We start from the raw sequence: 25,679 nt of genomic DNA, 5'->3' as shown, positions 1-25,679 counted from the left end.
TCCCAGCCATTCTCCGGATATGGGAAATAGGGATTTTGTGTCTGTCGTAAAAATTCTTTGCGTGATCGGGACGCGTCCCGAGGCCATCAAGATGGCCCCGGTCATTTTGGCCTTGAAAAAAGAGCGTTGGGCGCAGGTGCATGTTTTAGCGACGGCGCAACATCGCCAGTTACTGGATCAGACCCTGGGGTTTTTCGGCATCAACCCAGATACCGACTTGGACATCATGCGGCCGAGTCAGACGTTGTCTACCCTGACCGCCCATCTGTTGCTCGATCTGGATGAAGTCCTGCTGAAAGAGAAGCCCGACGTCGTCCTGGTTCAAGGCGATACCACTTCAGTGCTGGCTTCGGCCTTGGCCTGTTTTTATCACCGTATACCGGTGGGACATGTCGAAGCCGGCCTGCGCACCGGAGATATACAGCAGCCGTTCCCCGAGGAAGCCAACCGGGTGATCACCAGCAAATTGGTGCGCTGGCACTTCGTGCCCACCGAAAATGTCCGGCAGAACCTGCTGACAGAGGGCGTCGTCGACGCGAATATTTTTGTCACGGGCAATACGGTGATCGATGCCCTGTTGACCACCGTCGCCCTGGGCGTGGAACTGGGTCTGGATATTGATCCGAGCAAGCGCCTGGTGTTGGTGACCTCGCATCGCCGGGAGAATTTTGGCGAGCCGTTCCAGAACATCTGCGAGGCCTTGCGAACGCTGGCCGAGAACAATCCGCAGGTTCAATTCCTTTTCCCTGTTCATCCCAACCCCAGCATCAAGGACGTTGCCCAAGTGTGCCTGGCTGGGCTACCGAACCTCACGCTGTGCGCTCCACTGGCGTATCCCGTGTTTGTCGCGGCGATGAAGGCGGCCTATCTCATCCTTACCGATTCCGGAGGCGTGCAGGAAGAAGCGCCTGCACTGGGCAAGCCGGTGCTGGTGTTGCGTGAGGAAACCGAACGTCCTGAGGCGGTTGCGCAAGGTGGGGTCAGGCTCGTCGGTACGGACTGCACGCGTATCGTCGAGGAGGCCCAGCGCTTGTTGGACGATAGCTCGGCCTATCGCCTGATGGCGCAAGGTGTTTCGCCTTACGGCGATGGGCAGGCTGCGGGGCGTATCGTCCAGGCCTTGCGCGAGCATTTTTGTTGACGCGCCTGATCATTCTCTCGCCATTGCCTTGGGAGAGCTTTGCCCAGCGGCCGCACAAGTTTGTCGAGTGGCTTCATCATCGCACGGGGGAGCCGGTGCTGTGGGTCGATCCTTACCCCACTCGGCTACCCAAGTGGAGTGATCTGGGGCGCCTGTGGAATCCCCCGGCGCCGCGTCAACCCGCGGCTACGCCGTCCTGGCTCACAGTGCTGAAACCCGGCGGGTTGCCCATTGAGCCCCTGCCGGGTTCGGGTTGGGTGAATCGTCTTGTCTGGCGACACGCCTTGCGTGTGATCGATGAGTTCGCCAACGGCTCACCCACCTTGCTGGTGGTCGGTAAACCCTCGGTCCTGGCCCGCTTGTTGTTGCAACGCCTTCGTCATTGCTCGTCCCTGTACGATGCGATGGACGATTTTCCGGCTTTTTATTCGGGCATTTCCCGCTCCGCGTTGGCTCGATGCGAGCGCTTGATCGCCCAGCGAGTGGATCGCCTCTGGGCCTCCAGTTCCGGGCTTGATGCGCAGTGGCGCAATCATCGCGATGACGTGCACTTGGTGCATAACGGCCTGGACCTGCCGGCCATACTGGCAGTGAAACCGCCAACGGGGTCAGCCACCCAGAAAGTATTCGGTTACGTAGGGACCATGGCCGCCTGGTTTGACTGGGAGTGGGTTGTCGCACTGGGCCGGGCCCGGCCGAACGATGAGATTCGCTTGATGGGACCTGTCTTCGGGAACCCGGGCTTTCAGTTGCCGGGCAACATCGTCGTGCTGCCTGCGGGTGATCACGGGGCGGCGTTGGAGGCCATGGCTGAGTTCGATGTGGGGTTGATTCCGTTCAAGTCCAATGAACTCACCGCTGCGGTTGATCCGATCAAGTATTACGAATACCGCGCACTGGCATTGCCGGTGATCTCGACGGACTTTGGCGAAATGCACGGCCGTGCAGGTCTGCCAGGCGTCTTTATCAGTCAGTCGCTGACCGATCTTGCCACCCTGGCCGAGGCTGCGTTGCAGTGTGAGCGGGATGTGGATGAGGCTCGGGCATTTGCACTGCAACACTCTTGGGAAGCTCGCTTTGATGCCGCCGGGATTCATGCATAACTGCGATGTCATTGTCGTCAATTACAACGCCGGTGAGCTGATCGCCGACTGTGTGGCGTCGGCGTTGAGTGAAGGCGCGATGCATGTGATTGTGGTGGACAACGCTTCCCATGATGGGAGCCTTGCACACCTGGATACTTTCCTTGCGGACAAGCGACTGAGCATCATCAGGAATGAGCGAAACCTGGGGTTTGCGGCGGCCTGCAACGTGGGTGCGAAAGTTTCCGGTGCGGATGCGCTGCTGTTCCTGAACCCTGATTGTGTCCTGATGGCCGGTGCACTGCGTTGCATGATGGACGCACTGCAAAACGATGCGGCCACCGGTATGGTCGGTGGTTTTCTGTGCAATCCAGATGGTTCCGAACAGCCGGGTGGGCGACGGGTTTTCCCTACGCCCAGGCGTGCATTCATACGGGCTTCTGGGTTGTCACGCTTGAACGGGTTGTTTCCTTCCCTCTGCGCTGATTTCCTTATGCACCGCGAGCCGCTTCCTGTCGAGCCGGTTGTCGTGGAAGCCATCTCGGGGGCGTGCATGCTGGTCAAGCGTGAAGCCTTGGAGCGTGTAGGGCCCTGGGATGAGGGCTACTTTCTGCACTGCGAAGACCTGGATTGGTGCATGCGCTTCAAGCTTGAACAGTGGCGTGTGGTGTTTGTGCCACAGGCACAGGTCGTTCATGCAAAGGGAAGCTGCAGCCGCGATAGACCGTTCTTCGTGGAGTGGCACAAGCATTACGGCATGGTGAGGTTCTATAAAAAGTTCTTTAAGGCGCGCTATTCCGAGGGGCTGTGGCGCTGCGTGGTAGTGGGGGTTTGGCTGCGTTTCTGCCTGGTCTCCACCGCCCTCGCGGGCCGGTTGGTACTGGCCAGAATAGGCGGTGCGCGTGCCTGACATCACCGTGGGAGTACTGGGCGCAAGCAGCCTGGTGGGCCGCTGTGTGCTTGCCGGGCTTGTCCGTGATCACTTCAAGGTCATTGCGTTTTCCCGACAACGACAACGTGATGCGGACACCGAGGCTGTGAAGTGGCGACTCATTCCTGAAGACGTATTGAGTGAGCCGATGCCGCCCATTGCTTTGTGGATCTGCGTGGCGCCGGTCATCGCGCTGGCGGCGCATTTTGCGTGGCTGCAAGCCTGCGGAGCGCGCAAAGTGGTAGCTTTGTCTTCCACCAGCCGTTTTACCAAGGGCCATTCTTGCGACCCTCAGGAGAGACGCCTCGCCAGCCAGTTGCAGGACGCCGAGGACCGCTTTGAGGTATGGGCGCAGGAGCATGGGGTGCACTGGGCCATTCTGCGTCCGACACTGATCTACGGCCTGGGCCAGGACAAAAACATCACGCGGATCGCAGGGCTCATTCGCCGCTTCGGTTTTTTTCCACTGCTTGGCCACGGGGTTGGGCTACGCCAACCCGTGCATGCCGAGGATGTGGCGCTCGCCTGTGTGCGTGCGTTGCAGTCGCCTCAGGTTTGCCATCACTGCTATGACCTTTCCGGAGGCGAAGTATTGTCCTACCGAGAGATGGTCACACGGATCTTTGCCACACTGGGACGGCGCCCGCGGTTGTTCAGGGTGCCACTCTGGCTGTTTCGGATCGCCGTTGCGTTGTTGCAATGGTTTCCGCGCTACCGCCACTGGTCGGTGGCCATGGTCGAGCGGATGAACCAAGACCTGGTGTTCGATCATGCCCAAGCCACACGGGACTTGGGCTTTGTCCCCAGGTTGTTTTCGTTGTCGAAACAGGACCTGCCTTAGTCATGCTCATGGGGAACCCATGCGCCCCACTTGGTTTCATAAATGGCTTTGTTCCTGTTGAACAGTGCCTGGCGCTCACTGCTTTTGATTTGCCCGAACGACGCCGAGAGTTGGTGATGGACAAAAACATCACGGGCACACGCACTCATCAAACCGGCCAGCTCCACGCGCCGGCAGTAGTCATCATCTTCGAAGAAACCGCGCCCATAAACTTCGTCGAGCGGGCCGATTCGCAGGTAGGTCGTGCGCGGCATCATCACACAGAAAAATGCCAGGGTCGGCAGCCTGATGAGTTCGCCCAGGTGCTGGCAGGTATAGCGCCTGGCCGCCTGCGGCATGTCGGCCAGATGGGTGTAATCGACATCGACCCTGGCCTGGTTGCCGATGTTGTTGGTGCTCGGACCGATCAGCCCCAGCTCGGGATTACGCTGCAAATGCCGTTGCAGCGTACCCGCCCAGCCCGCAGTCACTTGTGTGTCGTTGTTGAGCAGCACCAGATAATCACCGCTGGCGATCTCAAGCCCTTGGTTGTTCGCAGCTGCGAAGCCACGGTTGTCGCTGTTGAGAATGACCGTTTGTCCACGGTTGGCCGCCCATTGCGTGAGAAATTCCGGGGTGCCGTCACCGGACGCGTTGTCCACCACGATGATTTCCAGCGCAGGGCCGTCGCGGTCGCTCTCTAGACTGTCCAGGCAGGCGCGTGTCAACGCCAGATTATTGTAGGTCACCACGATGACGCTGATTCGCGCTGTGTGGTCGCGGCTTTCGGCCAGGGCGGTAAGCGTCTCGACACGGTGCGTCCAGGTCTGCGTTGCGGCGAATGCCTGTCGCTGGCTGATTTGCTCCGGTGTTGACGGAACCAGGGCACGACCGATCGCGGCGATGAACGCCTGGCTGTCCTGGGCCACCTGCACCAGCGCGCCGAATTGCCGCATTTCCGGCAAGTCCACCGTCACCACCGGTTTGCCTGCGCTCAGGTACTCGTAGACTTTCACCGGGTTGGTGGCGAGCGTCAGTTCCGTCACGTGAAACGGCATGATGCAAACGTCAAAACCATGCAGGTAGTGGGGCAGGGCGGAGTAGGGCACTTCGCCGATAAACTCGACGTTTGGTTGGTTGCGTAACTTCCCCCGGACGCCGGCCGTATCGGCCCCGATCAACAGCACCACATGCTCTGGAAAAGCCTGGGCGATGCTGACCACCAGTGCAGTGTCAAACCAATGGGCAATCGCGCCGTAGTAGCCGATGACCGAGCGGTTGAAGCGGTCTCGATAAGGGTTCAAGGGCGGGCTGGCGAACCTGGCGAAGTCAGCGGCATTGCGCACAACCGCGCGCGGCGCGTGGTGCGGGTCTGGCCATTGCCGGGCCAGCCAGTCAGAGGTGAACAGCCTGAGGTCGGCATTGCGCACCAGTCGTTGTTCGAGCTGCAGGATGCCGGGCGCGTTGTCGCCAAACCCTTGATGGTGGTCCATGCAGTCGTAGAGCAATCGGCTGTTGGGCAACTCGCTGGCGATGTCGCACCAGAAGGGGTGTTGCACCAGCGAGATGACCCGCCCGCAGCAGGCCCACAGGAGCACTTCGCCGATGCTATTACGCAACTGTTGAAGCCGTTGGGCATCCGGTACACCGGCGTAGATCGACGGCGCGCCACGGGCGAACAGGTGAACCTGGAACAGTCGATTGTCCTGGTCCAGCGGTTCCACTGCAAAGCCGGCCTGGGAGGTGTCTTTCAACGACGTCGAGACATAGATGACCCGGCGTCCAGTGGCGCTCAATGCCTGGGCCAGTTGTTGCGGACGCTGATGGCGGAAATCCCAATCGATAGCGCCCCAGACAATGTAATCGGCCAACCCGGCCTGTTGTGGCTGCGGCCTCAAGGCGGGGCAGGCGAAGACTTGCCTGGGCCTCAGGGCGCCCCTTAATACGCTTATGGCCCTGAGCAAAACCCTTCGGTAGAGGTTAGCGAGCAGCCTTTTCACGCCGATCGGCAGTGGTAGCCGGTGATAGGCCTGGCGCCAGCGCTTCCAGCGAGAAGGCCGTCGTTCGATCAGCATCGGGTGGCCAGCGTCATGCGGGTTTTCCCGGTGTGGCGGCAACGATCACGAAGTCACTTTTCAGCGTGCCCGACTCGATCAGGCCGTCTTCAATGTCGAACAACATCTGCAGCACCCGCAGAGACTGCGGGTTGTCCTGCTTGAAATTGCCGGCTATGCCATGCAGCAGAAACTGCAGCAACGTTCCTCCGCACAGGTTCAATGCTCGGATATCAAAATGCTCTTCCACCACTCGAAGAATGTCTGCCGAACGCACGGCTTCCGAAGGGTCGACTTTGACCACCTCGGCCGGGTCGGGCAACGGGACGACTTGCTGCACCTGACCGAACGAGCCTTGGACGAACGACCGGCGCAGGTGCTCGGGAATCAAGCCGAACGCGTGGCTGATGGCACTGCGTTGCTGGGCATCGAAGGCAAAGTGGTTGGCGCCGACATACTCGTTGAAAAACAGCCAGCCACCCGGCTTCAGGCAATTGCGCACCCGCTGGCAGACAACCTCCAACTCACGGATATGGTGCAGCGAGCCATTGAACCAGACCGCGTCGTAGTGATGGGCGGGAAGGTCAGTACGCTCGATGTCACACAACGAATAATGGATTGTCGATGCGCCGATCGCCGAGGCTTCGGCCTTGGCGACCTCGATGGCGGCTGGTGCAATGTCCAGCGCATCACAGTGTTCGAAGGCATTGAGGCGGAACAGCTCTCGCTCCAGGGTGCCGGTGCCGCAGCCGATGCTCAGCATCCGTATGCCAGGTGGTGGCTTGCCCAGGAACTCCCCCAGGCAGTACTGAACCCAGCCCGGATAGCCTTGCCCGGCGGTCGCCTTGCGTTGGTGGCGTTGCTGCACCGCGGGCACGGCCAGCCAATAGACGTCCGCCGAAAAAGCATCGGAGCCGGCCATGTTTTCTGACCAGTGATCGGCCGTGACTTGTTTGTCGGGGGTGATGTTTTGCAACTTGCCGTTGAGCTTGTTCATGATTTGCTTGAACACGGTGTCCTCCCTCCCTTGATTATTTCGTGCCCGATTGCCGGTGCGGCTCGTGCGGTTTCCATGCACCCCATTTGCTTTCGAAGTACGCCTGGTTCTTGTCCCACAGCGCCTGATAGTCACCGTTGGCAATCAACTTCTTGAACGCGGCCTGCCCATAGTGGTGGATGAACGCATCTTCTGCGCACACCGTGCGCAGGCCGGCTGCCTGGATGCGCCGGCTATAGTCGTCGTCCTCGAACATGCCGATACCGAACGCTTCATCCAGCCAGCCGATGCGCTCGAACACCTCTCGGCGCATGGCCACGCAGAACATGGCGAGCATGCTGATATCAAAGGATCGGCCGCGATGCAGTGCAACGTGGCGGTCGGCAAACGCCTCCATTTCGTCGAGGTCAACGTAGTCGATCGCCACCTTGGCTTCGTTACCCACTGCGTTGGTCATCGGGCCGACAAGCCCTATCTGCGGGTCTTGCAGGTGCCGCAGCAACGGGTCGACCCAGCCCTTGGGCACCACGGTGTCGTTGTTGAGCAGCACCAGGTAGTCGCCGGTCGCCAGTTTCAGCCCTTGGTTATTGGCGGCCGCAAAGCCCAGGTTGCGCTCATTGAGCACAATGGAGACATTGGCCTGGGTGCGGCTCAGGTAGCGCAGGTAGTTGCGCGTATCGTCCGAAGAGGCGTTGTCGACAATGATCAGTTCGTAATGGGGGTAAGTGGTATTTTGCAGCAGGCTCTGGATGCAGCCCTGGGTCAGGTGGACGTTGTTGTAGGTGACTACCACAATCGACACTTTGGGGTGCAGGGCGGTCAGGGCGGTAAGGTTGTCGTCGAAGCGGTTGCGCCAGTCGTTGGCGCTGGCCAGTGCCACGCGCGCGCTGGCGACACTGGGATCCGTTTCGGCCAGTGCCCGTTCAATCTGTTCGATGAAGGCTTGTGGCTCACTGGCGAAGTACACGAAGTCTTCGTAGAGCTTCATTTCCTGCAGCGGCACCGACACCACGGGTTTGCCTGCGCTGATGAATTCGTAGAATTTCACCGGGTCCACCGCATGGGTGACGTTGTACAGGCGAAAGGGGATCAGGCACACATTGAAGTGGTAAAGGTACAAGGGCATCTGCGCGTAGGGTTTTCTGCCGAGCAGATGCACGTTGGGCAAGCGGTCGAGGCCAGCCAGGTCCTTGACGAAAATGTCACCGACAAACACGAAGTTCCAGTCGGTACGTTGCCTGGCGATGGCGGCGATCAACGGCAGGTCCACCCATTCGGCCAGGCCACCGTAAAAGCCGATCAAGGGCCGCTCGATCTCCGGCAGTAGCCCATTGGGCACGCAATGGCGCTGGAAGAATTCAAAATCCACCCCGTTGCGCAACAGCAGGCAGTTGTCGCTTACCTGGGCCCATTTATCCTGTAGCAGGGCGGCGGTGACCGTCATCAGGTCGGCCGTCTTGACCAGGGTTTTTTCCTGCTCCAGCACGGCGTCTCCGATACCGGGGAAACCCACCCAGTCATCCATGCAGTCGTATTGGATTTTCCAGCCATGCTCGCTGCGAAGCTGGTAGGCCAGCGGCGCCCAGAAGGCCAGGTGAACGACGGACACCACGGTCTTGATGCGAAAGTCCTGGGTCAGCGCGTCGATCGCACGTGAGTAAGCCAGTATGTTCTGGTCGGTCATGCGGTCGTTGTAGCAGTCCATGAACGCTTGGGGTTGCAACGCGATTTCGAATACGCCGGCTGCGACTTCCAGGCTGCTGTAGGCGTGTCCTGGTGCGGGGCTCCGGGACGGGACGATGTAGAAGACGCGATAGCCATTGCGCGCGAACTGGCTCATCAATTGCTGGGGGCGCTGGTAGCGTGCGGCCCAGTCGATATTGGCGAAGCAGAACACATCGAAGCGGCCTTCTGTCGGCGACGTTTGCAGCGCTGACGCAGGATCGGCGGCCGATGCGGTTTTGAAGGGCCGCACTTCCTGCGACAAGAAGTCGAGTGACTCGGACTCTGGCGGAACCGAGCCGTATCGGAACCAGTGAAGCACCGTTCGCAAGGGGCGCGTGAGCCGCCATGAACGGGTGTTTTTCAAGGTGGCGATATGAGCAATCGCCGCGTCTCGTTCCCTGAGGGCCGTATCTCGTTCGAAACGTGCGTTGTCACGATCGAGGGTGGCCAGATTGTCCTTGTCCGTGTTCACGATACGACTCCACCCGCTGTTTTCTCGTAGTGATGCAGGGGTGTTTTGTCATCGGCCGGCCACATCGAACTGGTGGCGCCCGGACGGTAGAACGTGACGGTCACGCTGCGCCTGGAGGAGCGGCAACCCGACACCACGCGCGACACGGCGTGCCAGGAATGGTCCGAACGCACCAGGATGGCGGAGTTGCCGACCACCGGCACCACCTGGGCCAGGACGTCGCAGGCTTCGGCGGAGCCCAGAATCTGCAGGCAGCCGCCCTCGGCGGGGTTCCAGCTCTGATTGAAATACAGGATGTGCGTGACCAGTTTGTCGGCCAGGTCCGGGTGAGGCCCCAGGTTGGCGCCAGGACCGTAATGGAAGACATTGGCCTCCATGGGCACCTGGGTCAGGTCCAGCCCGGTCAACGCAGACATCGCCTCGCGGTACTGCAGTGAACACAGGCTGTGGGTCAATGCCAGCCATTGCCGGCTCAAGGCGTGCGGGTTGACCACTTGGTGGCTGCCCATGGCAATCAGCTGTCGTGCCTCGTATTCGTAATCCTTGGCTCCGCCGTAGCCGGATACCGTCTTGAAGTGATCGTGTGGGTAGGTGTCGGCCAGTGCCCGGGCATCTTCCGGGGAGTACAGTCCGTCGATTTCCGCCCATGAGTACGGGGCGGACTGCAAGCGATGGGCTGTCAATTTGCTCAGGTCAATCATGTCGAAGGGCTCCCAGCCATTTCTCCAGGGTACGGCGAAGGTGGCGCAGCGGCGCCGTCAGCTTGAACGAGTTGGAGTGATGCAACGCTTCAAGCGCGTGTTGTTGGTGTTCACGTTCGGCCTGTAGCTCGGCGGCCTGGTGTTGGATGTGGGTGTGCAGGCCCTCGAGCACCCCGGGCAAGGCTTGCCAGTACTGGTTGAGTGCTTGCTGGGTGGGCCTGCGGCCCTCGCGGATGAGTTCCGCAACCCTGTCCCAATGCGTTTCAAGCTGTTGCATCGCTTGGGCGGTAGCGGCGGATATCGGCTGCCTGCCCAGCTGTGCGCGAAACCAGAGGGGATCAATCGCCACGTCCCTGCGCAATTGAAAGATCCGCCCATGGCAAGGCAGTGCCGTGTATTTGCCCGTGCCCAGGTCGGCGGAGCAGAAGATCGGCACGCCAAACACCAGTGAGGTGATCGCCAGGTGGTAGCTGTGCCCGATCACGCCTTCGGCGTGGGCCAGCAACTCGGCCAGCAGCAATGGGTCGGGCCAGTAGGGCAGGCGCCGGGCGCGCGCGAGGTTCTCGCCCAGTACCGACTCATGATCACCGAGCACCGGGCCTATGGGCAGGATCAGCAGTTGCAGGTCTTCGAACTGTGCGGCATGGGTGCGCCACAGGGTCAGGAAACTGTCCAATCCCGCAATCGCATGCACGACCAGATAGGGCCGGGTCAGGTCGGCCTCGGCGCATAACGCCAGGAAGCGGGCTGATGGCGATTGAGGGTCGAGCAACCTTGGCAGGCCAAAGGCGGTGTCGGGAAGCACCTCGACCTTAGCGGTATCGCCCAACCGGGCCAGGGTCGCTTGCGACAGCGTATCCCGCACCTTGACGTGAGGGCTGTGTTCGAGGGTCAGTTTCACCAGGGGGACAGCCCACGGCGGGACCTCATTGCAGTGCATGCCCGGTGCATTCCATATCAATGGAATGCCGTGTTGCAGGGCGATCAACGCAGGCGTGAGCCAGTAGCCGGTGGGATGGTGAATGGCCGCGTTCGGTGGGTAGTAGTCGGTTGCGATCACCTTGTCGAAACGGACGATGAAGCCACCGCCGATCAACACCCCATCCAGATGCTCGGCAATCTCGGGCAAGCGGCTCACGGAGGTGACTTCGTAAGGCCAGTGCGGGGGCGTTTTGTCATGGTAGGAAAAGCGATGCAGCTTCACCGCGCCCAGGCGCCGGCTCAGCTCCGCCTCGGCGATGATGGGAAACAGCAAGTCGCCATAGTTGGCGACATCGAAGGTGCCGAAGATCCCGACTTGCCATGCTCGACTCATGGGCGCTCCGTACAGCTGATGCCATCGACGGCCGCGATGCCCAGGTCCACGAAACCGAGAAAGTCCTTGTTGCCTGGCAGGGTGTCGAATGCCAGCAATGCAACCTGTTTTTCGATCAATTGCGCCGTCTCCTCGGTGTGGCCGTTCATCAGCTTAAGGGTGATGTGGTACTTGGCCGCCGCGAGATTGGCGGGGAAGCGCACGGTGATGCTCGCCTTGCGCCAGCCCGATTGCGGCGCCTCCATCTGGAGCGGCAGGTTGGCCCCGCCAATCACCAACAGTCGGGCTTCCTGGATCGTCACACTGAGGCTGGGCAGTTCGACGTTCTCGCGCACGGTGGTTTCGATACGCATCTCAATGGTTTCGCCATAGACGAAACTCGAATACAGGCTGTCGGTGTTGGTAAAGCAGGCGGCCAGGATATGCCCCTCGTCCGTGCCAAAGGCGATGCCTCCCTGTTTGGCGAGAAAGGTCTTGGACGTGACCGGAACCGCTCCTCCGCTGGCCCAGCGACGCTGCTCGTCACGCATCTCCAGCAGATAGAGTTCGGCCATTTCCTCTGGCGTTCCACTGGCCCGTACCTGGCCTTCACGCAGGTACACCACCCGATTGCAGAAGCGCTTGACCATGCCCATGTCATGGGACACGAACAATAACGTGGTGCCTTGCTGTGTCAGGGTCTCCAATCGATTGAGGCACTTGAATTGAAACGACGCATCCCCCACCGCCAGCGCCTCATCGACGATCAGGATATCGGGTTCCACACACACCGCCACGGCAAACGCGAGCCGCACCAGCATGCCGCTGGAGTAGGTCTTGGTGGGTTGGTCGATGAAGTCACCGATATTGGCGAATGCTGTGATTTCGTCGAAACGCGACTCGATTTCGGCGCGGCTCAAGCCCAGCACAGAGCCGTTCATGTAAACGTTTTCGCGCCCGGTGAATTCAGGGTTGAAGCCGGAACCCAGTTCCAGCAACGCCGCCACCCGGCCATGGCACTGGATACTGCCGGATGTCGCGCTCAGCGTGCCGCAGATCAGTTGCAGCAGCGTCGATTTGCCGCTGCCATTGCGGCCGATGATTCCCACCGTTTCGCCGTGGCGCAGTTCGAGCGACACATCCTTGAGCGCCCAGAACTCACGGTAGAACTGTTTTTTGCCGCGGGCCAGCATTTGCCATAGCCGATCCCTGGGCGTGTCGTAGAGGTGGTAGCACTTGCTCAGGAGAGTCGTTTGTACTGCGATGTCAGAGCACATCGGCAAATCCTTTGCGGGTTTTCTGAAACCAGGTAAAGCCCAGCCACGCGACTGCACCCGATGCGAGCAGGCCGCAGAACCAAGTGATGGGGTCCGGTACCACGTCCCAGAACAGCACATCGCGGGTCTGCTCCACGATCAGGATGAGCGGGTTGAGGTGCAGCAGGCCTTGGTAGGCCGGTGGGAAAGCACTGGCCGGGTAGAAAATGGCAGAAACGAACATCAGCGAGGTGGTGAGCACGCCCACCACCTGGCCGACATCACGCAGGTACACCCCGAGCGACGCCAGCAGCCAGGAAATGCCCAGGGAGAACAGTATCAGCGGCAGCATCACCAAGGGCAGCAACAGGCCCGTCAGCGGCGGCAGGCCGAAAAACACCAGGTGAAAGACCAGCCAGATCAACAGGCTGGCCAGGGTATGGAACAACACCGAACCCAACACTACCCACGGCAGGATCTCCAGTGGGAACTGGACTTTCTTGACGTAGTTGGCGTTGGAGAGAATCAGGCCGGGCGCACGGACCATGCATTCAGACAGCACGTTGAACACCAGCAGCCCGGCAAACACCAGCAACGCGAATTCGGTCCGCGAGCCGCTGCCCTGAGGCCAGCGCAGCTTGAACATCATGCTGAACACGAAGGTGTACACCAGCAGCATGAACAACGGATTGAGAAACGACCACAGCAACCCCAGGATGGAGCCACGATAACGACCAATCACTTCCCGCTGGATCATGGAAACCAACAGCTCCCTATGTCGCCACGGGCTGGAAAACATCCCGGCCCGTGCGTTTGCTTCACTCATCCAAGGATTCCCATCACCAGTGCAGTGCGCAAGCAGTCTAGTCACGAATCACGGTTTCGCCATGTATCAATCAATATCCGGTCCAGGGCTGTCGGTGCCCTCGCGCAACCTCTCCAGCGTCCTCCAAAGTTTCCTCATCGTCGGGTTCTGGTTTTCAATCGCGCAATACGAGCGAATCTCCAGCCGTGTACTCCATTCCTCTCCCCCAGCACGCACCAGCAGCCCACGTTCCAACTCATCCACCACCGCGCTCTGGGGCAGCCACGCTACGCCATAACCTTCGATAGCCATGCGCATCAGCAGCATGGCCATGTCGGCTTCGTAGCAGCGCTCCAGCACGGCGGGCGCAGGGCCATTCTTGATCACGATTTCCGCCACGCGCCCCAGGAATGTCGTGGCCGTGTAGGCCAAATGCGGGACGGGTTTGCCTGTGTTGCCCGGCAGGCGATACAGCGGCCGACCCCGTTTGTCCGGGGCGCACAGTGGGATAAACGCATCATGTCCCAAGGCCAGGCTACCAAAGCGTTCCGCGTCCAGCAGGATCGGAGCCAGTGGGTGGTGGTAGACGATCATCAAATCGCAGCTGCCTTCTTCCAGCGCAATCACCGCATCATGAATATTCGCCGCCACTACGCGCGCATTGAACTGCTCAGTGTGCCGCTGGAACTGCGCCAGCCACTTGGGCAGGAAGGTCATCGAAAGGCTGTGACCGGCGGTCACCTGGATCGAGCGCCCCGGCATGCGTTCCACTTCGCGCAGGCTGGCGCGCAGGCGCATCAGGCCGGCGAGGGCGTCGCGGCTTTCGCTGCAGAAGGCGACGCCGGCGGCCGTAAGTTGCACCGGATAGGTGCCACGGTCGACCAGTTCGACACCCACCCATTCTTCCAGTGAGCGAATACGCCGCGACAAGGCCGATTGCGTCACGCAGCGCACTTCGGCGGCGCGGGAAAAGTTCTTCCACTCGGCGATGGCCAAGAGGTCGTCCAACCATTTGATCTGCATGCCGGTTCTCCAGGCGGTGAGCCCCTAGTTTAGGTCGCCTCGCCCAGGCGGGGCTTGGCTTTTTGCAAACTATTCCAAAAGCGCATGGGGTTAGCCGGATTACTCATCATGGTGGTCGGGGGCTGTCCCTAGAATCCTCGGCATACAACAAAAGCCATCCGAGGGCCGCACCTGTGAACAAGAACAAACTCCCCCGTCGCATTGCAATTGGTATCGCCCTGGGCGTGCTGGTGGGATGGGCATGTCACCACTATGCCGGCAGTGAACAGGCCGCCAAGGAATTGGCCGGGTACTTTTCGATGGTGACCGACATCTTTTTGCGCATGATCAAGATGATCATTGCGCCGCTGGTGTTCGCCACCTTGGTGGGCGGCATCGCGAGCATGGGCAGTTCGCGTTCGGTGGGGCGTATCGGGATGCGGGCGATGCTGTGGTTTGTCACGGCGTCGCTGGTCTCGCTGATGCTCGGCATGGCGCTGGTCAACCTGTTCCAGCCGGGCGCCGGGTTGAACATGCAGGTGGTGCAACACGCGACGGCGGCGGTGCCGATCAATACCGGGGACTTCAGTCTCAAGACCTTTATCAGCCACGTGTTCCCGCGCAGTATTGCCGAGGCGATGGCCAACAATGAGATCCTGCAGATCGTGGTGTTTTCGCTGTTCTTCGGCTTCGCGCTGGCGGGCGTCAAGCACGCCGGCTGTACGCGTATCACCGATACCGTGGACGAGCTGGCCAAGGTGATGTTCAAGATCACCGACTACGTGATGGCCTTCGCGCCGATCGGCGTGTTTGCCGCGATCGCCTCGGCAATCACCACCAACGGCCTGGGCCTGCTGGCGGATTACGCCAAGCTCATCGCCGAGTTTTATCTGGGGATTGCGTTGCTCTGGGGGTTGCTGTTCGCCGCTGGCTACCTGTTTCTTGGGCGTTCGGTGTTCACCCTTGGCAAGCTGATCCGCGAGCCGATCCTGCTGGCATTCTCCACGGCCAGCAGCGAGTCGGCTTACCCGAAAACCATGGAGGCCCTGGAGAAATTCGGCGCGCCCAAGCGCGTCTCCAGTTTTGTATTGCCGCTGGGCTACTCCTTCAACCTTGACGGCTCAATGATGTACCAGGCGTTCGCGATCATATTTATCGCCCAGGCCTACAACATCGACCTGAGTTTCACCCAGCAACTGCTGATTCTCCTGACGCTGATGATCACCAGCAAAGGCATGGCCGGCGTGGCGCGTGCGTCGGTGGTGGTGGTAGCGGCGACCTTGCCGATGTTCAACCTGCCTGAAGCTGGACTGCTGCTGATCATTGGCATCGACCAGTTTCTCGACATGGCGCGCACCGCCACCAACGTGGTGGGCAACAGCATCGCCACGGCGGTGGTGGCGAAATCCGAGACCGAGGAAGAACCTGCCGAGCTGCCGCAGAGGGTGCGCACATGACCACCACTTCTCGATTGGGCATCGTCGGCGGGCTCGGCTCGCTGGCGGGCGGCGATCTGTTCTACAAACTGGTCAAATCCAGGGCCGTGCTGGAGGACCAGGGGCGCTACCACTTCCTGTTCGAGCAGCACCCCTTCAAGGATGTGCTGTTGCCCCTGGACCGCCACGCGAGCATGACCGCGCGCAAGTTCTATGTGTTCCAGGTGTGCAAGACCTTTGAGGACAGCGGCGTGGATGCGGTACTGCTGCCGTGTTTCGCCAGCCAGACCTTTCGTGAGGAAATCCAGCAGGAGCTGGGCATTCCCGTGCTGGACATGATGCAGGCACTCGTCCGGCACATCCTGCGCACTGTCGCACCGGGTGCCACCCTGGGCGTGATTGCATCGGACTTCGTGCGCCACGCTGGTTTGTTCGAACAGCACCTCAGCCAGCACTTCAACCTGGTGTATCCGGAGGACCACGCCCAAGTTGCGTTGATGGAGGCAATGTATGGCGTCAATGGCATCAAGGACGGCCACCTCGACGGTGTGCCGCTGGAGTCGGTGTACCAGGCGTGCCTGTCATTGCAAGGGCAGGGCGCCACGGTGATCGTGCCGGGCATGACCGAGCTGTCGCTGGTGTGCGGCGACCTGCAGCGGCGCGGCATCAGTGTGCTCGACATCAACCAGATCTATGCCGAGTTCGCCACCCAGGCCGACGGCCCGACACGCCAGCCGCCGTTCAAACTGGGCATCGTCGGTGGCGTCGGCCCTGCGGCCACCGTGGACTTCATGGGCAAGGTGGTCGCCCACACACCGGCGGGCAAGGACCAGGACCATATCAAGATGGTGGTGGAGCAGAATCCGCAAATCCCTGACCGCACCGCCAACCTGTTGCGCGACGAAACCGACCCCACCCTGGCGCTGTACGCCACCTGCAAACGCCTGGAAAGTGCTGGCGCCCAAGCCATCGCAATCCCGTGCAACACCGCCCATGCGTTTGTCGAACGCATCCAGGCGCATTTGCGCGTGCCCATCGTCAACATGCTCAGCGAAACAGTGGAGTGGGTTGTGAGCACCTACGGCAGTGGCCAGGCGGTCGGTTTGCTGGCGACTTCCGGCACCCTGCAAAGCCAGGTCTATCACCAGGCGGCGCGGCGTTCGGGGTTGCAACTCATCACACCCGGTTTCGATTACCAGGCGCTGGTGATGGAAGCGATTTATGGCGAGCGGGGTATCAAGGCCGGATTTACCGAGGGCGTCTGCCGCGAGCAATTGTTGCTGGCGGCAGAGCATTTGTGTGAGCAGGGGGCGAGGGTGTTGATTTTGGGGTGTACGGAGTTGCCGTTGGTGTTGCCGCACAGCGAGTCGTTCCGGGTCGGCAACTATCGCGTTGCCTTGGTGGACCCCACCACAATTCTTGCGCGACGTTGCATCGGTCTGTCTTCAGATGGTCGCAACACTGTGTGAAACCTGGGGTAGGCGCCGTTAGGGCGCCCAATGATTAACAGTCATTTGCTGACAGCTGAGGGAGTCGCTCGGTAAGTTTAACCCGTTTCTTTTGTTCCAGACCGCTGCCGGGCAGGGCTGGTTTTGTACATCGGATGTTTTCGAGAAACATATTGGCCCACGTGGCCAAACTCATCCAGATAAGCAATGTATTGAGTCAAATTCGATTTCCCCATCCATGAGAAACACGAAAGCCCGTGCGATTTCTCGCAACGGGCCTCGGAAGGTGGGCACATGGTCGCCCATATGCGTTGGGAAGGAATCTAGCGAAAAAGTGGCGCGGGCTCCAGTCGGTTGATGAGAATCAGGCAGATCCTACAGGTGATCGGGAAATTGCCCTGCTTCATCAGCGCATCCCAAATTTCTCCAGCGTCGGCGCCAACCCCAGCAGGTCAACCGTACTTTTCCCTGCCTCCAGCCCCGCCCGAATCCCATCCTCCTTATCTTCCCGACTACGGCTCAACCGGATCACTTCTTCAACGCGATCCCGTTCCACCACCACCAGCCCATCGCGGTCGCCGACGATGATGTCGCCGGGGTTGATGTTCACGCCGCCTATCACAATGGGCACGTTGACCTTTCCCGGCTGGCATTTGTTGGTGCCCTTGATGCTCAGGCCGCGGGAAAAGGTCGGGAAGCCCATTTCGATGATGGCATTGGCGTCGCGCACGGCGCCGTTCATCACCAGGCCGACAATCCCGAGCTTCTGTGAGGCCAGGGTCAGCAGGTCGCCCCAGGGACCGGCCTCCATGAAGCCCTTGGCGTCCACCACCAGCACATCGCCGGATTTGGCTTTGGTCAGGGCATAGTGGATGGCCAGGTTGTCGTCGGGGCGGCAGTCTACGGTCAAGGCCGGGCCGGCCAGGCGCAGGCTCGGGTCGACCGGGCGCAGACCGCTGTCCAGAGCGCCTTTCTGGCCCTGGGCTTCGTGGATGGTGGCGGTGCCCAGTTGTTTGAGGGTGTCGAGTTGGTCTTGGCTAACAGGCATGGTGGCGTTCCGTTTTTATAAGGGCTGTTCAAGCGGTTGGGGTGTGACGGCCGAGCCAATCCAATGCTTGGGCAAGGCTCGGTTGTTCTTCGGTGATCGGTTCCAGCACCAGGCCTTCGCTGCTGTGGCTGAAGCGCTGGCGCACGCCGCCGAGTACGCTGCTGGCCATGCCGAGCAGCGCCAACTGCCTTTGGGCATCCTCGACTTCATGCAAGCGCCGTGTGGCGTGCACCACGTGGGTGGACACAAGCATTTCCAGGAAGGCGGGCAGAGGTGCCTGGTCGATATCCTTGAGCACTTCATAGAGGGCAGGGCGCAGTTGTTGACGTTCGGCCGCCAGCAATACGTCCACCGCGAGTGCTTCCATGCCTTTGGTGAAGACGCTGCGCAGGATTTTCAGCGTGATTGCATCGCCGGGTTGGCTGGCGGGCAAGGCGCGCGCGGTGGCCCCGGCGCTGAGCAACAGTTCGACAAAGGCATCCGCCTTGGCGCCGGAACACAGCAGCGGGGTCTTTTCGCGCAGGTAGGCAATAGCACCCATGATCGCCACATCTACGTAGTCGACCCGTTGCTGTGCGGCTTCGGCACCGGCCAGGCGCTTGCGCTCGGGGGCGGCGGTGGTGAGGTCGGCAAACAGCGTGCCAGGCTTGAGGTGCGCCAGGCATTCGCGGGTTACTTCCAGGGACTGGGTGCCCACCGCGCAGGACAGCACGCAGTCCGATTCGGTCAGCCAGTCGCCTACACCCAGGTGGATCTGCACACCCAATTCGTCCGCCAACCGTTGTGCCGCCGGTGCGATGCGTTGCTCGCAGAGCAGCAACTTCACGGTGCTATTGGACGCCAAGGCCTGGGCATAGCAACGGCCGACTTCGCCGAGCCCTATGATTGTTATTTTCATGTCGCCTCCGGATTCAGGTGACAATACAATTAAAATACAATTTGAGTGATTGCAAACGATTTTTGTACAAAGTGCCCGGACGATCCTCTGTCATTAGCCTGCGACAAGCCTCAGAATCCGCTGTTGGCACCCCGGGGCAGAGCCCTGACCCACCTCGACACAGAAGGCAAACATGGCCAACGATCTCATCTACGAGACCTTGAGAAACCGCATCATCGCCGGCCAGTACGAGCCCGGTACGCAGCTCAAGGAAGAGCCGCTGGGCAAGGAGTTCGGTCTGAGCCGCACGCCGGTGCGCGCGTCGCTGAAGAAGCTGGTGGACGACGGCCTAGCGGTGATCGAGGCCAACCGTGGAGTGTTTGTCGCCGGCTGGACCCAGTGGGACCTGGAAGAAATGTTCAGCTTGCGCGAGCTGCTCGAACCCCACGCAGCCTTGCTCGCCGCCCAGCGCGCGACCCCGCAGGACCTGGCTGAACTGCACCGTATCAACGCGCTGATGGCGGACGCCATCGCCAGCAAAGGGCCGGACGTGACCCTGCGCGTGCAGGAGGCCAACCGTGCCTTCCATGCCCAGGTGCTGGAGATCGCCCGCTCGCAGCGGCTCAAATCGATGCTCGCCACCTTGATCGACATGCCGGTGATCACCCGTTCGTTTTTCCTCTACCGCCCAGCCGACCTGGAACGCAGCCTGCAGCAGCACCTGGACATCACCTATGCCATCGAGCAGAACGATGGCGAGTTGGCCCAGCGCGCCATGCAAACCCATATCCGCATGGCCTACCTGCGCTTCATGGCGCGGCGCAGTGAGTCGCCCGTTCGTCGATAAAAAAATACAAAACTAAAACAATATGCGTTAGAGTCGGCGCCACGAGACCGGGCAATGACTCCTGCCTGACGTTCACAAGGACCCCAAGAAACACCAGACCTGAGGCGGCTGAACCTGCCTCAGCGGGAGCCTGCACCCCGGATTCGACACACACGGCACATTCCAATAATAAAACCAGGTATCCCGTATGAGTATTCAGGTCCCCACCGCTGAAAAACCGTCGCGTTTCCGCTGGATCGTCGCAGGGCTGTTTTTTCTCGTGTACACCGTGGCCTCGGCCGACCGCGCCAACCTGGGCGTGGCCTTGCCGTTTATCCGCGAGGAATACCCGATGACCAACGCCGAAGCCGGCGCCTTGCTCAGTGTGTTCCTGCTGGCCTATGCCCTGGCGCAGATTCCCTCGGGTTTTGCCTCCAGCCGTTTCGGGGTGCGCAAGATCTTCTCGTTTTCGATGATTGCCACCTCGGTGTTCACCGCCTTGATGGGCACGGTCAATTCGGTGCTGGCCTTGAAAATCTACCGTTTTGCCCTGGGGATTGCCGAAGGCCCGCTGCCGATTGGTATCGCGTCGACCATCAACCAATGGTTTCCGGCCAAAGAGAAGGGCACCGCCACTGGTATCTTCCTGGCCGCGGTGAAGTTCGGCCCGGTGATCGTGCCACCGTTGTGCGTGGCGATCGTGGCGATGTGGGGCTGGCGCGAGATCTTCTACATCTTCGCCGTGCCGGGCATTGTGTTGTCCATTGCCTGGTACTTCCTGGTGGCCAACCAGCCGGCGCAAAGCCGCTTTGTGAATGCCGGCGAACTGGCGCATATCACTGATGAAACCAACAATGTCATCACCCAGAAAACCGAAGGCGCGCAACGGCACTTCAAGCGCCTGGACGCCTTTATCCGCGTCAAACCGGTGGAACCTATCGCGACCAGTCGCGGGCTGTTTCGGTCCTGGAATGTGGTCGGTTGCGCCCTGAGCTACAGCTTTCAGGTGGGCATCACCATGGTGCTGTTGTCGTGGATCCCCACCTACCTGATGACGGTCAAACAGTTCTCGATCATGAACATGGGCTTTGTCTCGGCCGCGCCGTGGGTGGGGGCGATCTGCGGCAACCTGCTCGGTGGCATCCTGTCCGACCGCGTGCTGGGCAAGCGGCGCAAGCCCGGCATGATGCTCTCGGCGCTGGCCACGGTCGGCACCATGTACGCGCTGATCAACTCACCGAATGACCCGACCTTGTACGCCGCGCTGCTGTTCCTCACCGGCACTTTGATCAGCATCGGTTACTCGTCCTACATGGTTTACCCGATGGGCCTGGCCACCAAGAAGACCTTTCCGATTGCCAGTTCCATCGTCAACATGGGCGGGCAATTAGGCGGTGCGGCGGCGCCGTTTCTGGTGGGGCTGCTGCTCGACAGTTATGGCTGGTCCCAGGTGTTCCTGTTCATGGCGATCGGCTCCTTTGCCAGTTTCCTGGTGCTGTTGACCATTGCCGAACCGGTGCCGGTGAGCCAATGAGGGTCATATTTTTAAAGTATCCAAACTCCGTTATTTAGATATTTTTCATAGGTGGACAGCACTGGTAGGCTCGTAAAAAAACAAGAGAAGCGCCCGGCCATGTCGATAAGCCTGTCCACCAAACCCTTCACCACATTGCTGGCTACCTTGGCCTTGATGGGCACGCTGACCAGTTGCGCCAAGGTCGACGTGCATAGCGAAAGCGCCGACAAACCCGAGGCCGATGCCCGTCAGGTCCTGCGCCTGGGCCATGATGGCAGTGCCTACCCGTTCCTGGTGTACGCCAACGCCGACCTCTACAACCCGCCCAACACAATTGAGCGCGCGGTGGTGATCGTACATGGCGTGCAACGTGACGGTGACCAGTACTTCAAGACCGGCCGCACATTGCTCGGCAACGCCCACCTGCAAAACACCCTGTTGCTGGCGCCGAATTTCCTCACCCCCACCGACGCCGGTGTCAGCGACGACATGCCGCTGTGGCCCCGCGACAAATGGATGCACGGCATCGAGTCCCAATTCGGTCACAAGGGCATCCCGGCCTTCCAGGTACTGGACGATGTGGTCGCCTACCTGTCTGACCGTCAGCGTTACCCGGCGCTGAAGGAAATCGTGATGGTCAGCCACTCGGCGGGCGCGCAATTGATGCAGCGCTACGCGGTAGTGAATGACCTGGATGGCGGCCTCAAGGCCCACGGCTTGAGCATCCGCTACGTCGTTGCCAGCCCGTCGAGCTACGTGTATTTCGAAGAAAGCCGCCTGCAGGACGGCGTGTTCAAGCCCGTCGTGACGGTGATGTGCCCCAGCTACAGCCGCTATCGCTACGGTATCGACGGCGCCCCCGCATACCTGCTCAACCAACACCTCAGCAGCCGCCAGTTGTTTTCCCGCTATGCCGCGCGCGACATCACCTACCTGGTCGGCGCCCAGGATAACAACCCCACCAGCCGCGTACTCGACAGTTCCTGCGGTGCCAATTACCAAGGCGCGACGCGGTTGGATCGCCAGCTCAACTACGTGAGCTACGAGCAGTTCCTGTCCCGCCAGTGGCAGATTCCGTTGCGCCATCCACAGCATACCCTCCCCGGGATCGGCCATAACGCGGCGCGATTGCTCGGCGATAAAGCCGTTGCACGGATGCTGTTTCCCTAAGCCTAGCCCCACGCTGCGTCTCGATAAAAACAATAAGAGAACTGTATGAGCCCACACTTCCCCTCCACCCGGGCGCCCCGCGCCTGGGGGCCTGGCGCGTTGTCGCTGCTGGCCGCTACCCTGATCGCCGCCCAGGCCCAGGCCGATACGCTGCCTTCGTCCGGCACCTTGTTCGATAACAGTCGCTCGGTACTGCGCCCCACGGACAACGTGCAACCGGCGCCCCCCGGCAGCGTGCGTATCGAAAGCCAGGGTGATGAACCCGCGCCCACAGCCAGCACCTCGACCCTGCAACTGCAGGTCAAGCGCTTCGTGGTGAAGGGCAATCGCGAACTCAACGGCGGGCAAGTGCAGGCGGCGTTGCAACCCTATGTGGGCAAGACGCTGGGTCTTGAAGGACTACGCGAGGCCGCGGCGCAGGTCACCGCGCTTTACCGGGCGCGGGGTTACCTGGTGGCGCGGGCCTACCTGCCAGCCCAGGACATTCAAAACGGCCAGGTCGTCGTGGCGGTTTCCGAAGGGGTGATCGGCCAGGTCAGCACCTTGCCGGATTCCAATGTGCGCCTGCGTCCCGGCGTGCAGCAGCAGTTCGTCAATGCCTTGCCGGCGGGCACCATCATTCGCGAGCAGGACCTGGAGCGCGTGCTGCTGCGCCTGTCGGACATCACCGGGGTTTCGGTACACGCCATCCTGCGTCCGTCGCAGCAACCGGGCGCCGCCGACATCGTGCTCAAACTCAGCGAAATGACCGCCTGGACCGCCCGCGCCGCCATCGACAACTACGGCAACTACTACACTGGCGCCAACCGCCTGACCTCCAGCGTCAGCCTTAATGACGCGTTGGGGATTGGCGACAGTTTCACCGTCACCTCACAGAACTCTTTCGAAGGCCTGGACATCAAGGGCGTCGGCTACCAGCAGCCGCTGGGCGCCACCGGCATCTCGGTGGGCGCCAACTATGCCGAGCTGGAATACAACATCGGCAAGAACCTCAAGGGCCTGGATGCGGACGGCACGGCCGAAGTGTCTTCGGTGTTTATCAACAGCGCCTTGCTGCGCTCGCGGGACAGCAACATCAGCCTCAACCTGGCCGAAGACCATCGGCGTTTCGAGGACTCGGCGGGCGGTTTCACGGTGAACAAATCTGCGGTGTTTCGCAGTGCCACGCTGTATGGCAACTGGCGTGATGCCTGGCAGGGCAACAACAGCTGGAGCCTGGCCTACGGCATCGGCGACCTGGATAAAAACACCGCTGCAGACGCCGCGCTGGATGCGCTCACCGCCAATGCAGCCGGACGCTACAAGAAAGCCAATGCCAATTTCAGTCGCCTGCAATACCTGGGCAACGGCTATTCATTGTTGGGTTCGTTGACCGGTCAGTGGGCCGACAAGAACCTTGATTCGTCGGAAAAACTCAGTCTCGGCGGCCCCAATGGCGTGCGCGCCTATCCCGTGGGTGAAGTGGCCGGTGACGAGGGCATCCTCGGCCGCCTGGAGCTGCGCAAATACCTCGGGCGCTTCAAAGGCGCGATAGCCGAGGGCACCTTGTTTGCGGATGCAGGCAAGGTCACGGTCAACAAGAACCCCTGGGACAACAGCGAAAACACCCTGACGCGCTACGGCTACGGCGTGGGCCTGAACCTCTACCACCGCGATCTGGTGATGAACGCCAGCCTGGCCTTCTCGCCGGGCGAAGACCCCACCAGCGACGACCGCGCCGCCAAGCGCCTGTGGTTCTCCATTTCCGGCTCGCCCCAAGCGTTTGCCGGGTTGGCCAGTGACATCGGTTCCAAGGGCGAGGACTTCGAAGTCGCCGAGACCGATACCGTGATCTACGGCAATATCGGCATTATCCCGGAGTATGTCGACCGCCATGGCTCAACCCCGGCCGCGCCCGCCGACCAGAGCCGTCTCGCCACCCCCAACGGGCGCAACATGGCCAGTTTCTGGCGGGCCCGCGACAACGTCTCGGCCATCGGCGTGCACGGCGGCTATGGCTTGACCGACGATTGGAAACTGCTGTGGCAGCTCGAATACGGGATCTCGATGAACTACATCGAGAGCAACGACAAAACACTGAACACCTCGGCATCGCCCAGCACCAAACTGCGCAACACCGGTGCGGCGTTCAGCAACACCGACTACGGCACGCTGCTGTATGGGGTGTGGGACATGCCGATGAAAGAGTCCACCACCAGCCTTGATCCGTTCAACGGCAAGACCAGCGCGGCGTACTTCAACATCATTGGTTCGCCGGGGTTCAGTGCCGGGTTGTCGACCAACGTCAACGGCCCGCAAAGCTACAACGACACGGCCGTCAACGGCGACGCGGCGTTCAACCGGCGCCAGGCTGGCGTGGTGGAATACTGGACGCCGGTGTGGAACGGCCTGCAACTCAAACTGGCGTATTCGAACAACGGCATGCGCGCCGCCAGTGATGTGGACAAGGGCTATATCTACGGCAGCAGCCTGACCTACAACAACGGCGGCTTCATGGCGGTGGTCGCGGCCGAGCGGCACATCAATTACTTCGGCATTGCCGACCTGGGGCGCAACGCCCGTGGCCTGGGCAGCACCACCCATGTCACCGACGGTACTTCTTCGGATGACTTCAGCTTCCGCTACGGCCTGGCCTATGACTTTGGTGCGACCAAGCTCTCGGTGATCGCCGATGACCTGTCGTATTCCGAAGATGGCGTGATCAACAACAGCACGGCCACCAGCGACTTGTCCCACTACCGTCGCCGCGCCTACCTGCTGGGCGCGACCCACAAGATCGGCGCCTGGACCTTGAAGGCCAGCTACGGCAAGGCCCTGGCGGGCAAGTGCGAGATGATCCGCGCCACCCCCGTGGAGTGCGACACCCATGGCATGGGCGCCACCCAGTACGCGATGGGCTTCAACTACAAGCTGACCAAGAACATCGACCTGTTCTCCCAGTACGTGTTGCTGAAGAACCAGTCCCTGGCCAACTACAACTTCGCCTTAACCGGCGTGACCGCCGCCACCGGCTATTCGCCCGGCGTGGGCACCACCATCAGCGCCGTTGGCACTGGCATCAACTATTCGTTCTGAGGA

General features: G+C 60.8%; 20 protein-coding genes. 10 read left to right on the top strand and 10 right to left on the bottom strand.

All coding sequences use genetic code 11. From position 1 onward, the window contains the following. The first annotated feature begins 37 nt into the window (after positions 1-37). From wecB to OZ428_RS23425, 4 genes are read left to right on the top strand one after another with little or no spacing between them, the layout of a single operon-like run. The gene (wecB, locus tag OZ428_RS23440; RefSeq protein WP_269131484.1) at positions 38-1,141 is read left to right on the top strand and encodes a non-hydrolyzing UDP-N-acetylglucosamine 2-epimerase; all 1,104 of its coding nucleotides are present in this window, start codon (positions 38-40) and stop codon (positions 1,139-1,141) included. Further along, on the top strand, positions 1,138-2,244 hold the full coding sequence (locus OZ428_RS23435; RefSeq protein ID WP_269131483.1) for a glycosyl transferase: 1,107 nt from the start codon (positions 1,138-1,140) through the stop codon (positions 2,242-2,244). Before wecB ends, OZ428_RS23435 begins: the two co-directional genes overlap by 4 nt. Then, positions 2,222-3,133 (top strand): glycosyltransferase family 2 protein, encoded by a 912-nt coding sequence (locus tag OZ428_RS23430; protein ID WP_269131482.1) that lies wholly within the window; start codon positions 2,222-2,224, stop codon positions 3,131-3,133. Before OZ428_RS23435 ends, OZ428_RS23430 begins: the two co-directional genes overlap by 23 nt. Continuing rightward, positions 3,126-3,995 (top strand): NAD-dependent epimerase/dehydratase family protein, encoded by an 870-nt coding sequence (locus OZ428_RS23425; RefSeq protein WP_269131481.1) that lies wholly within the window; start codon positions 3,126-3,128, stop codon positions 3,993-3,995. Before OZ428_RS23430 ends, OZ428_RS23425 begins: the two co-directional genes overlap by 8 nt. Here OZ428_RS23425 and OZ428_RS23420 read toward each other — a convergent pair. The 8 genes from OZ428_RS23420 to OZ428_RS23385 all read right to left on the bottom strand — a co-directional run bounded on the left by OZ428_RS23420 (position 3,992) and on the right by OZ428_RS23385 (position 14,301). Next, on the bottom strand, positions 3,992-5,845 hold the full coding sequence (locus OZ428_RS23420) for a glycosyltransferase (RefSeq protein WP_269131480.1): 1,854 nt from the start codon (positions 5,843-5,845) through the stop codon (positions 3,992-3,994). The two genes, OZ428_RS23425 and OZ428_RS23420, sit on opposite strands and share 4 nt — an antisense overlap. A 217-nt stretch (positions 5,846-6,062) precedes the next feature. Continuing rightward, entirely contained in the window at positions 6,063-7,040 is a 978-nt protein-coding gene (locus tag OZ428_RS23415) for a class I SAM-dependent methyltransferase (protein ID WP_269131479.1), read from the bottom strand. Between the two features lie 19 nt (positions 7,041-7,059). Beyond that, entirely contained in the window at positions 7,060-9,222 is a 2,163-nt protein-coding gene (locus OZ428_RS23410; RefSeq protein WP_269131478.1) for a glycosyltransferase, read from the bottom strand. Further along, positions 9,219-9,923 (bottom strand): 2OG-Fe(II) oxygenase, encoded by a 705-nt coding sequence (locus OZ428_RS23405; protein ID WP_269131477.1) that lies wholly within the window; start codon positions 9,921-9,923, stop codon positions 9,219-9,221. Before OZ428_RS23405 ends, OZ428_RS23410 begins: the two co-directional genes overlap by 4 nt. Further along, positions 9,916-11,238 (bottom strand): polysaccharide pyruvyl transferase family protein, encoded by a 1,323-nt coding sequence (locus OZ428_RS23400; protein WP_269131476.1) that lies wholly within the window; start codon positions 11,236-11,238, stop codon positions 9,916-9,918. The genes OZ428_RS23405 and OZ428_RS23400 overlap by 8 nt, the downstream gene beginning before the upstream one ends. Then, complete coding sequence (locus OZ428_RS23395; protein ID WP_269131475.1) at positions 11,235-12,494, bottom strand: ABC transporter ATP-binding protein; 1,260 nt, start codon at positions 12,492-12,494, stop codon at positions 11,235-11,237. Before OZ428_RS23395 ends, OZ428_RS23400 begins: the two co-directional genes overlap by 4 nt. Then, on the bottom strand, positions 12,484-13,299 hold the full coding sequence (locus OZ428_RS23390; RefSeq protein ID WP_269131474.1) for an ABC transporter permease: 816 nt from the start codon (positions 13,297-13,299) through the stop codon (positions 12,484-12,486). The genes OZ428_RS23395 and OZ428_RS23390 overlap by 11 nt, the downstream gene beginning before the upstream one ends. 66 nt (positions 13,300-13,365) lie before the next feature. Next, positions 13,366-14,301 carry a LysR substrate-binding domain-containing protein gene (locus OZ428_RS23385; RefSeq protein ID WP_269131473.1) on the bottom strand — a complete coding sequence of 312 codons (936 nt, stop codon included), beginning with the start codon at positions 14,299-14,301 and terminating at the stop codon, positions 13,366-13,368. Between the two features lie 173 nt (positions 14,302-14,474). Here OZ428_RS23385 and OZ428_RS23380 point away from each other — a divergent pair, with 173 nt between their 5' ends. Both OZ428_RS23380 and OZ428_RS23375 read left to right on the top strand, forming a co-directional pair. Next, positions 14,475-15,737, top strand: a complete 1,263-nt coding sequence (locus tag OZ428_RS23380) for a dicarboxylate/amino acid:cation symporter (RefSeq protein WP_269131472.1) — start codon at positions 14,475-14,477, stop codon at positions 15,735-15,737. Continuing rightward, positions 15,734-17,185 carry an aspartate/glutamate racemase family protein gene (locus tag OZ428_RS23375; RefSeq protein WP_269131471.1) on the top strand — a complete coding sequence of 484 codons (1,452 nt, stop codon included), beginning with the start codon at positions 15,734-15,736 and terminating at the stop codon, positions 17,183-17,185. Before OZ428_RS23380 ends, OZ428_RS23375 begins: the two co-directional genes overlap by 4 nt. 385 nt (positions 17,186-17,570) lie before the next feature. Here the strand turns inward: OZ428_RS23375 and OZ428_RS23370 are convergent, their stop codons facing one another. Both OZ428_RS23370 and OZ428_RS23365 read right to left on the bottom strand, forming a co-directional pair. Further along, positions 17,571-18,212: a 4-carboxy-4-hydroxy-2-oxoadipate aldolase/oxaloacetate decarboxylase gene (locus OZ428_RS23370; RefSeq protein WP_269131470.1), complete on the bottom strand. Its 642-nt coding sequence runs from the start codon at positions 18,210-18,212 to the stop codon at positions 17,571-17,573. A gap of 28 nt (positions 18,213-18,240) precedes the next feature. Continuing rightward, positions 18,241-19,110 carry an NAD(P)-binding domain-containing protein gene (locus tag OZ428_RS23365; RefSeq protein ID WP_269131469.1) on the bottom strand — a complete coding sequence of 290 codons (870 nt, stop codon included), beginning with the start codon at positions 19,108-19,110 and terminating at the stop codon, positions 18,241-18,243. Between the two features lie 172 nt (positions 19,111-19,282). On the opposite strand from OZ428_RS23365, the gene OZ428_RS23360 reads away from it, so the two are divergent. The 4 genes from OZ428_RS23360 (at position 19,283) to OZ428_RS23345 (ending at position 25,676) form a co-directional block, all read left to right on the top strand. Continuing rightward, on the top strand, positions 19,283-19,936 hold the full coding sequence (locus OZ428_RS23360) for a GntR family transcriptional regulator (RefSeq protein ID WP_033900982.1): 654 nt from the start codon (positions 19,283-19,285) through the stop codon (positions 19,934-19,936). Positions 19,937-20,123: 187 nt separating this feature from the next. Next, positions 20,124-21,449 (top strand): MFS transporter, encoded by a 1,326-nt coding sequence (locus OZ428_RS23355; protein WP_038844317.1) that lies wholly within the window; start codon positions 20,124-20,126, stop codon positions 21,447-21,449. 99 nt (positions 21,450-21,548) lie between these two features. Continuing rightward, entirely contained in the window at positions 21,549-22,601 is a 1,053-nt protein-coding gene (locus OZ428_RS23350) for a hypothetical protein (RefSeq protein WP_269131468.1), read from the top strand. A 45-nt stretch (positions 22,602-22,646) separates the two neighbouring features. After that, the gene (locus OZ428_RS23345) at positions 22,647-25,676 is read left to right on the top strand and encodes a porin (RefSeq protein WP_269131467.1); all 3,030 of its coding nucleotides are present in this window, start codon (positions 22,647-22,649) and stop codon (positions 25,674-25,676) included. Positions 25,677-25,679 lie beyond the last annotated feature (3 nt).

The sequence above is a fragment of the Pseudomonas sp. GXZC genome (assembly GCF_026967615.1).
GTDB lineage: Bacteria > Pseudomonadota > Gammaproteobacteria > Pseudomonadales > Pseudomonadaceae > Aquipseudomonas > Aquipseudomonas azotoformans_A.
The sequence above is the reverse complement of the archived record's forward strand: the minus strand, read 5'-3'. Positions and strand labels throughout refer to the sequence as shown.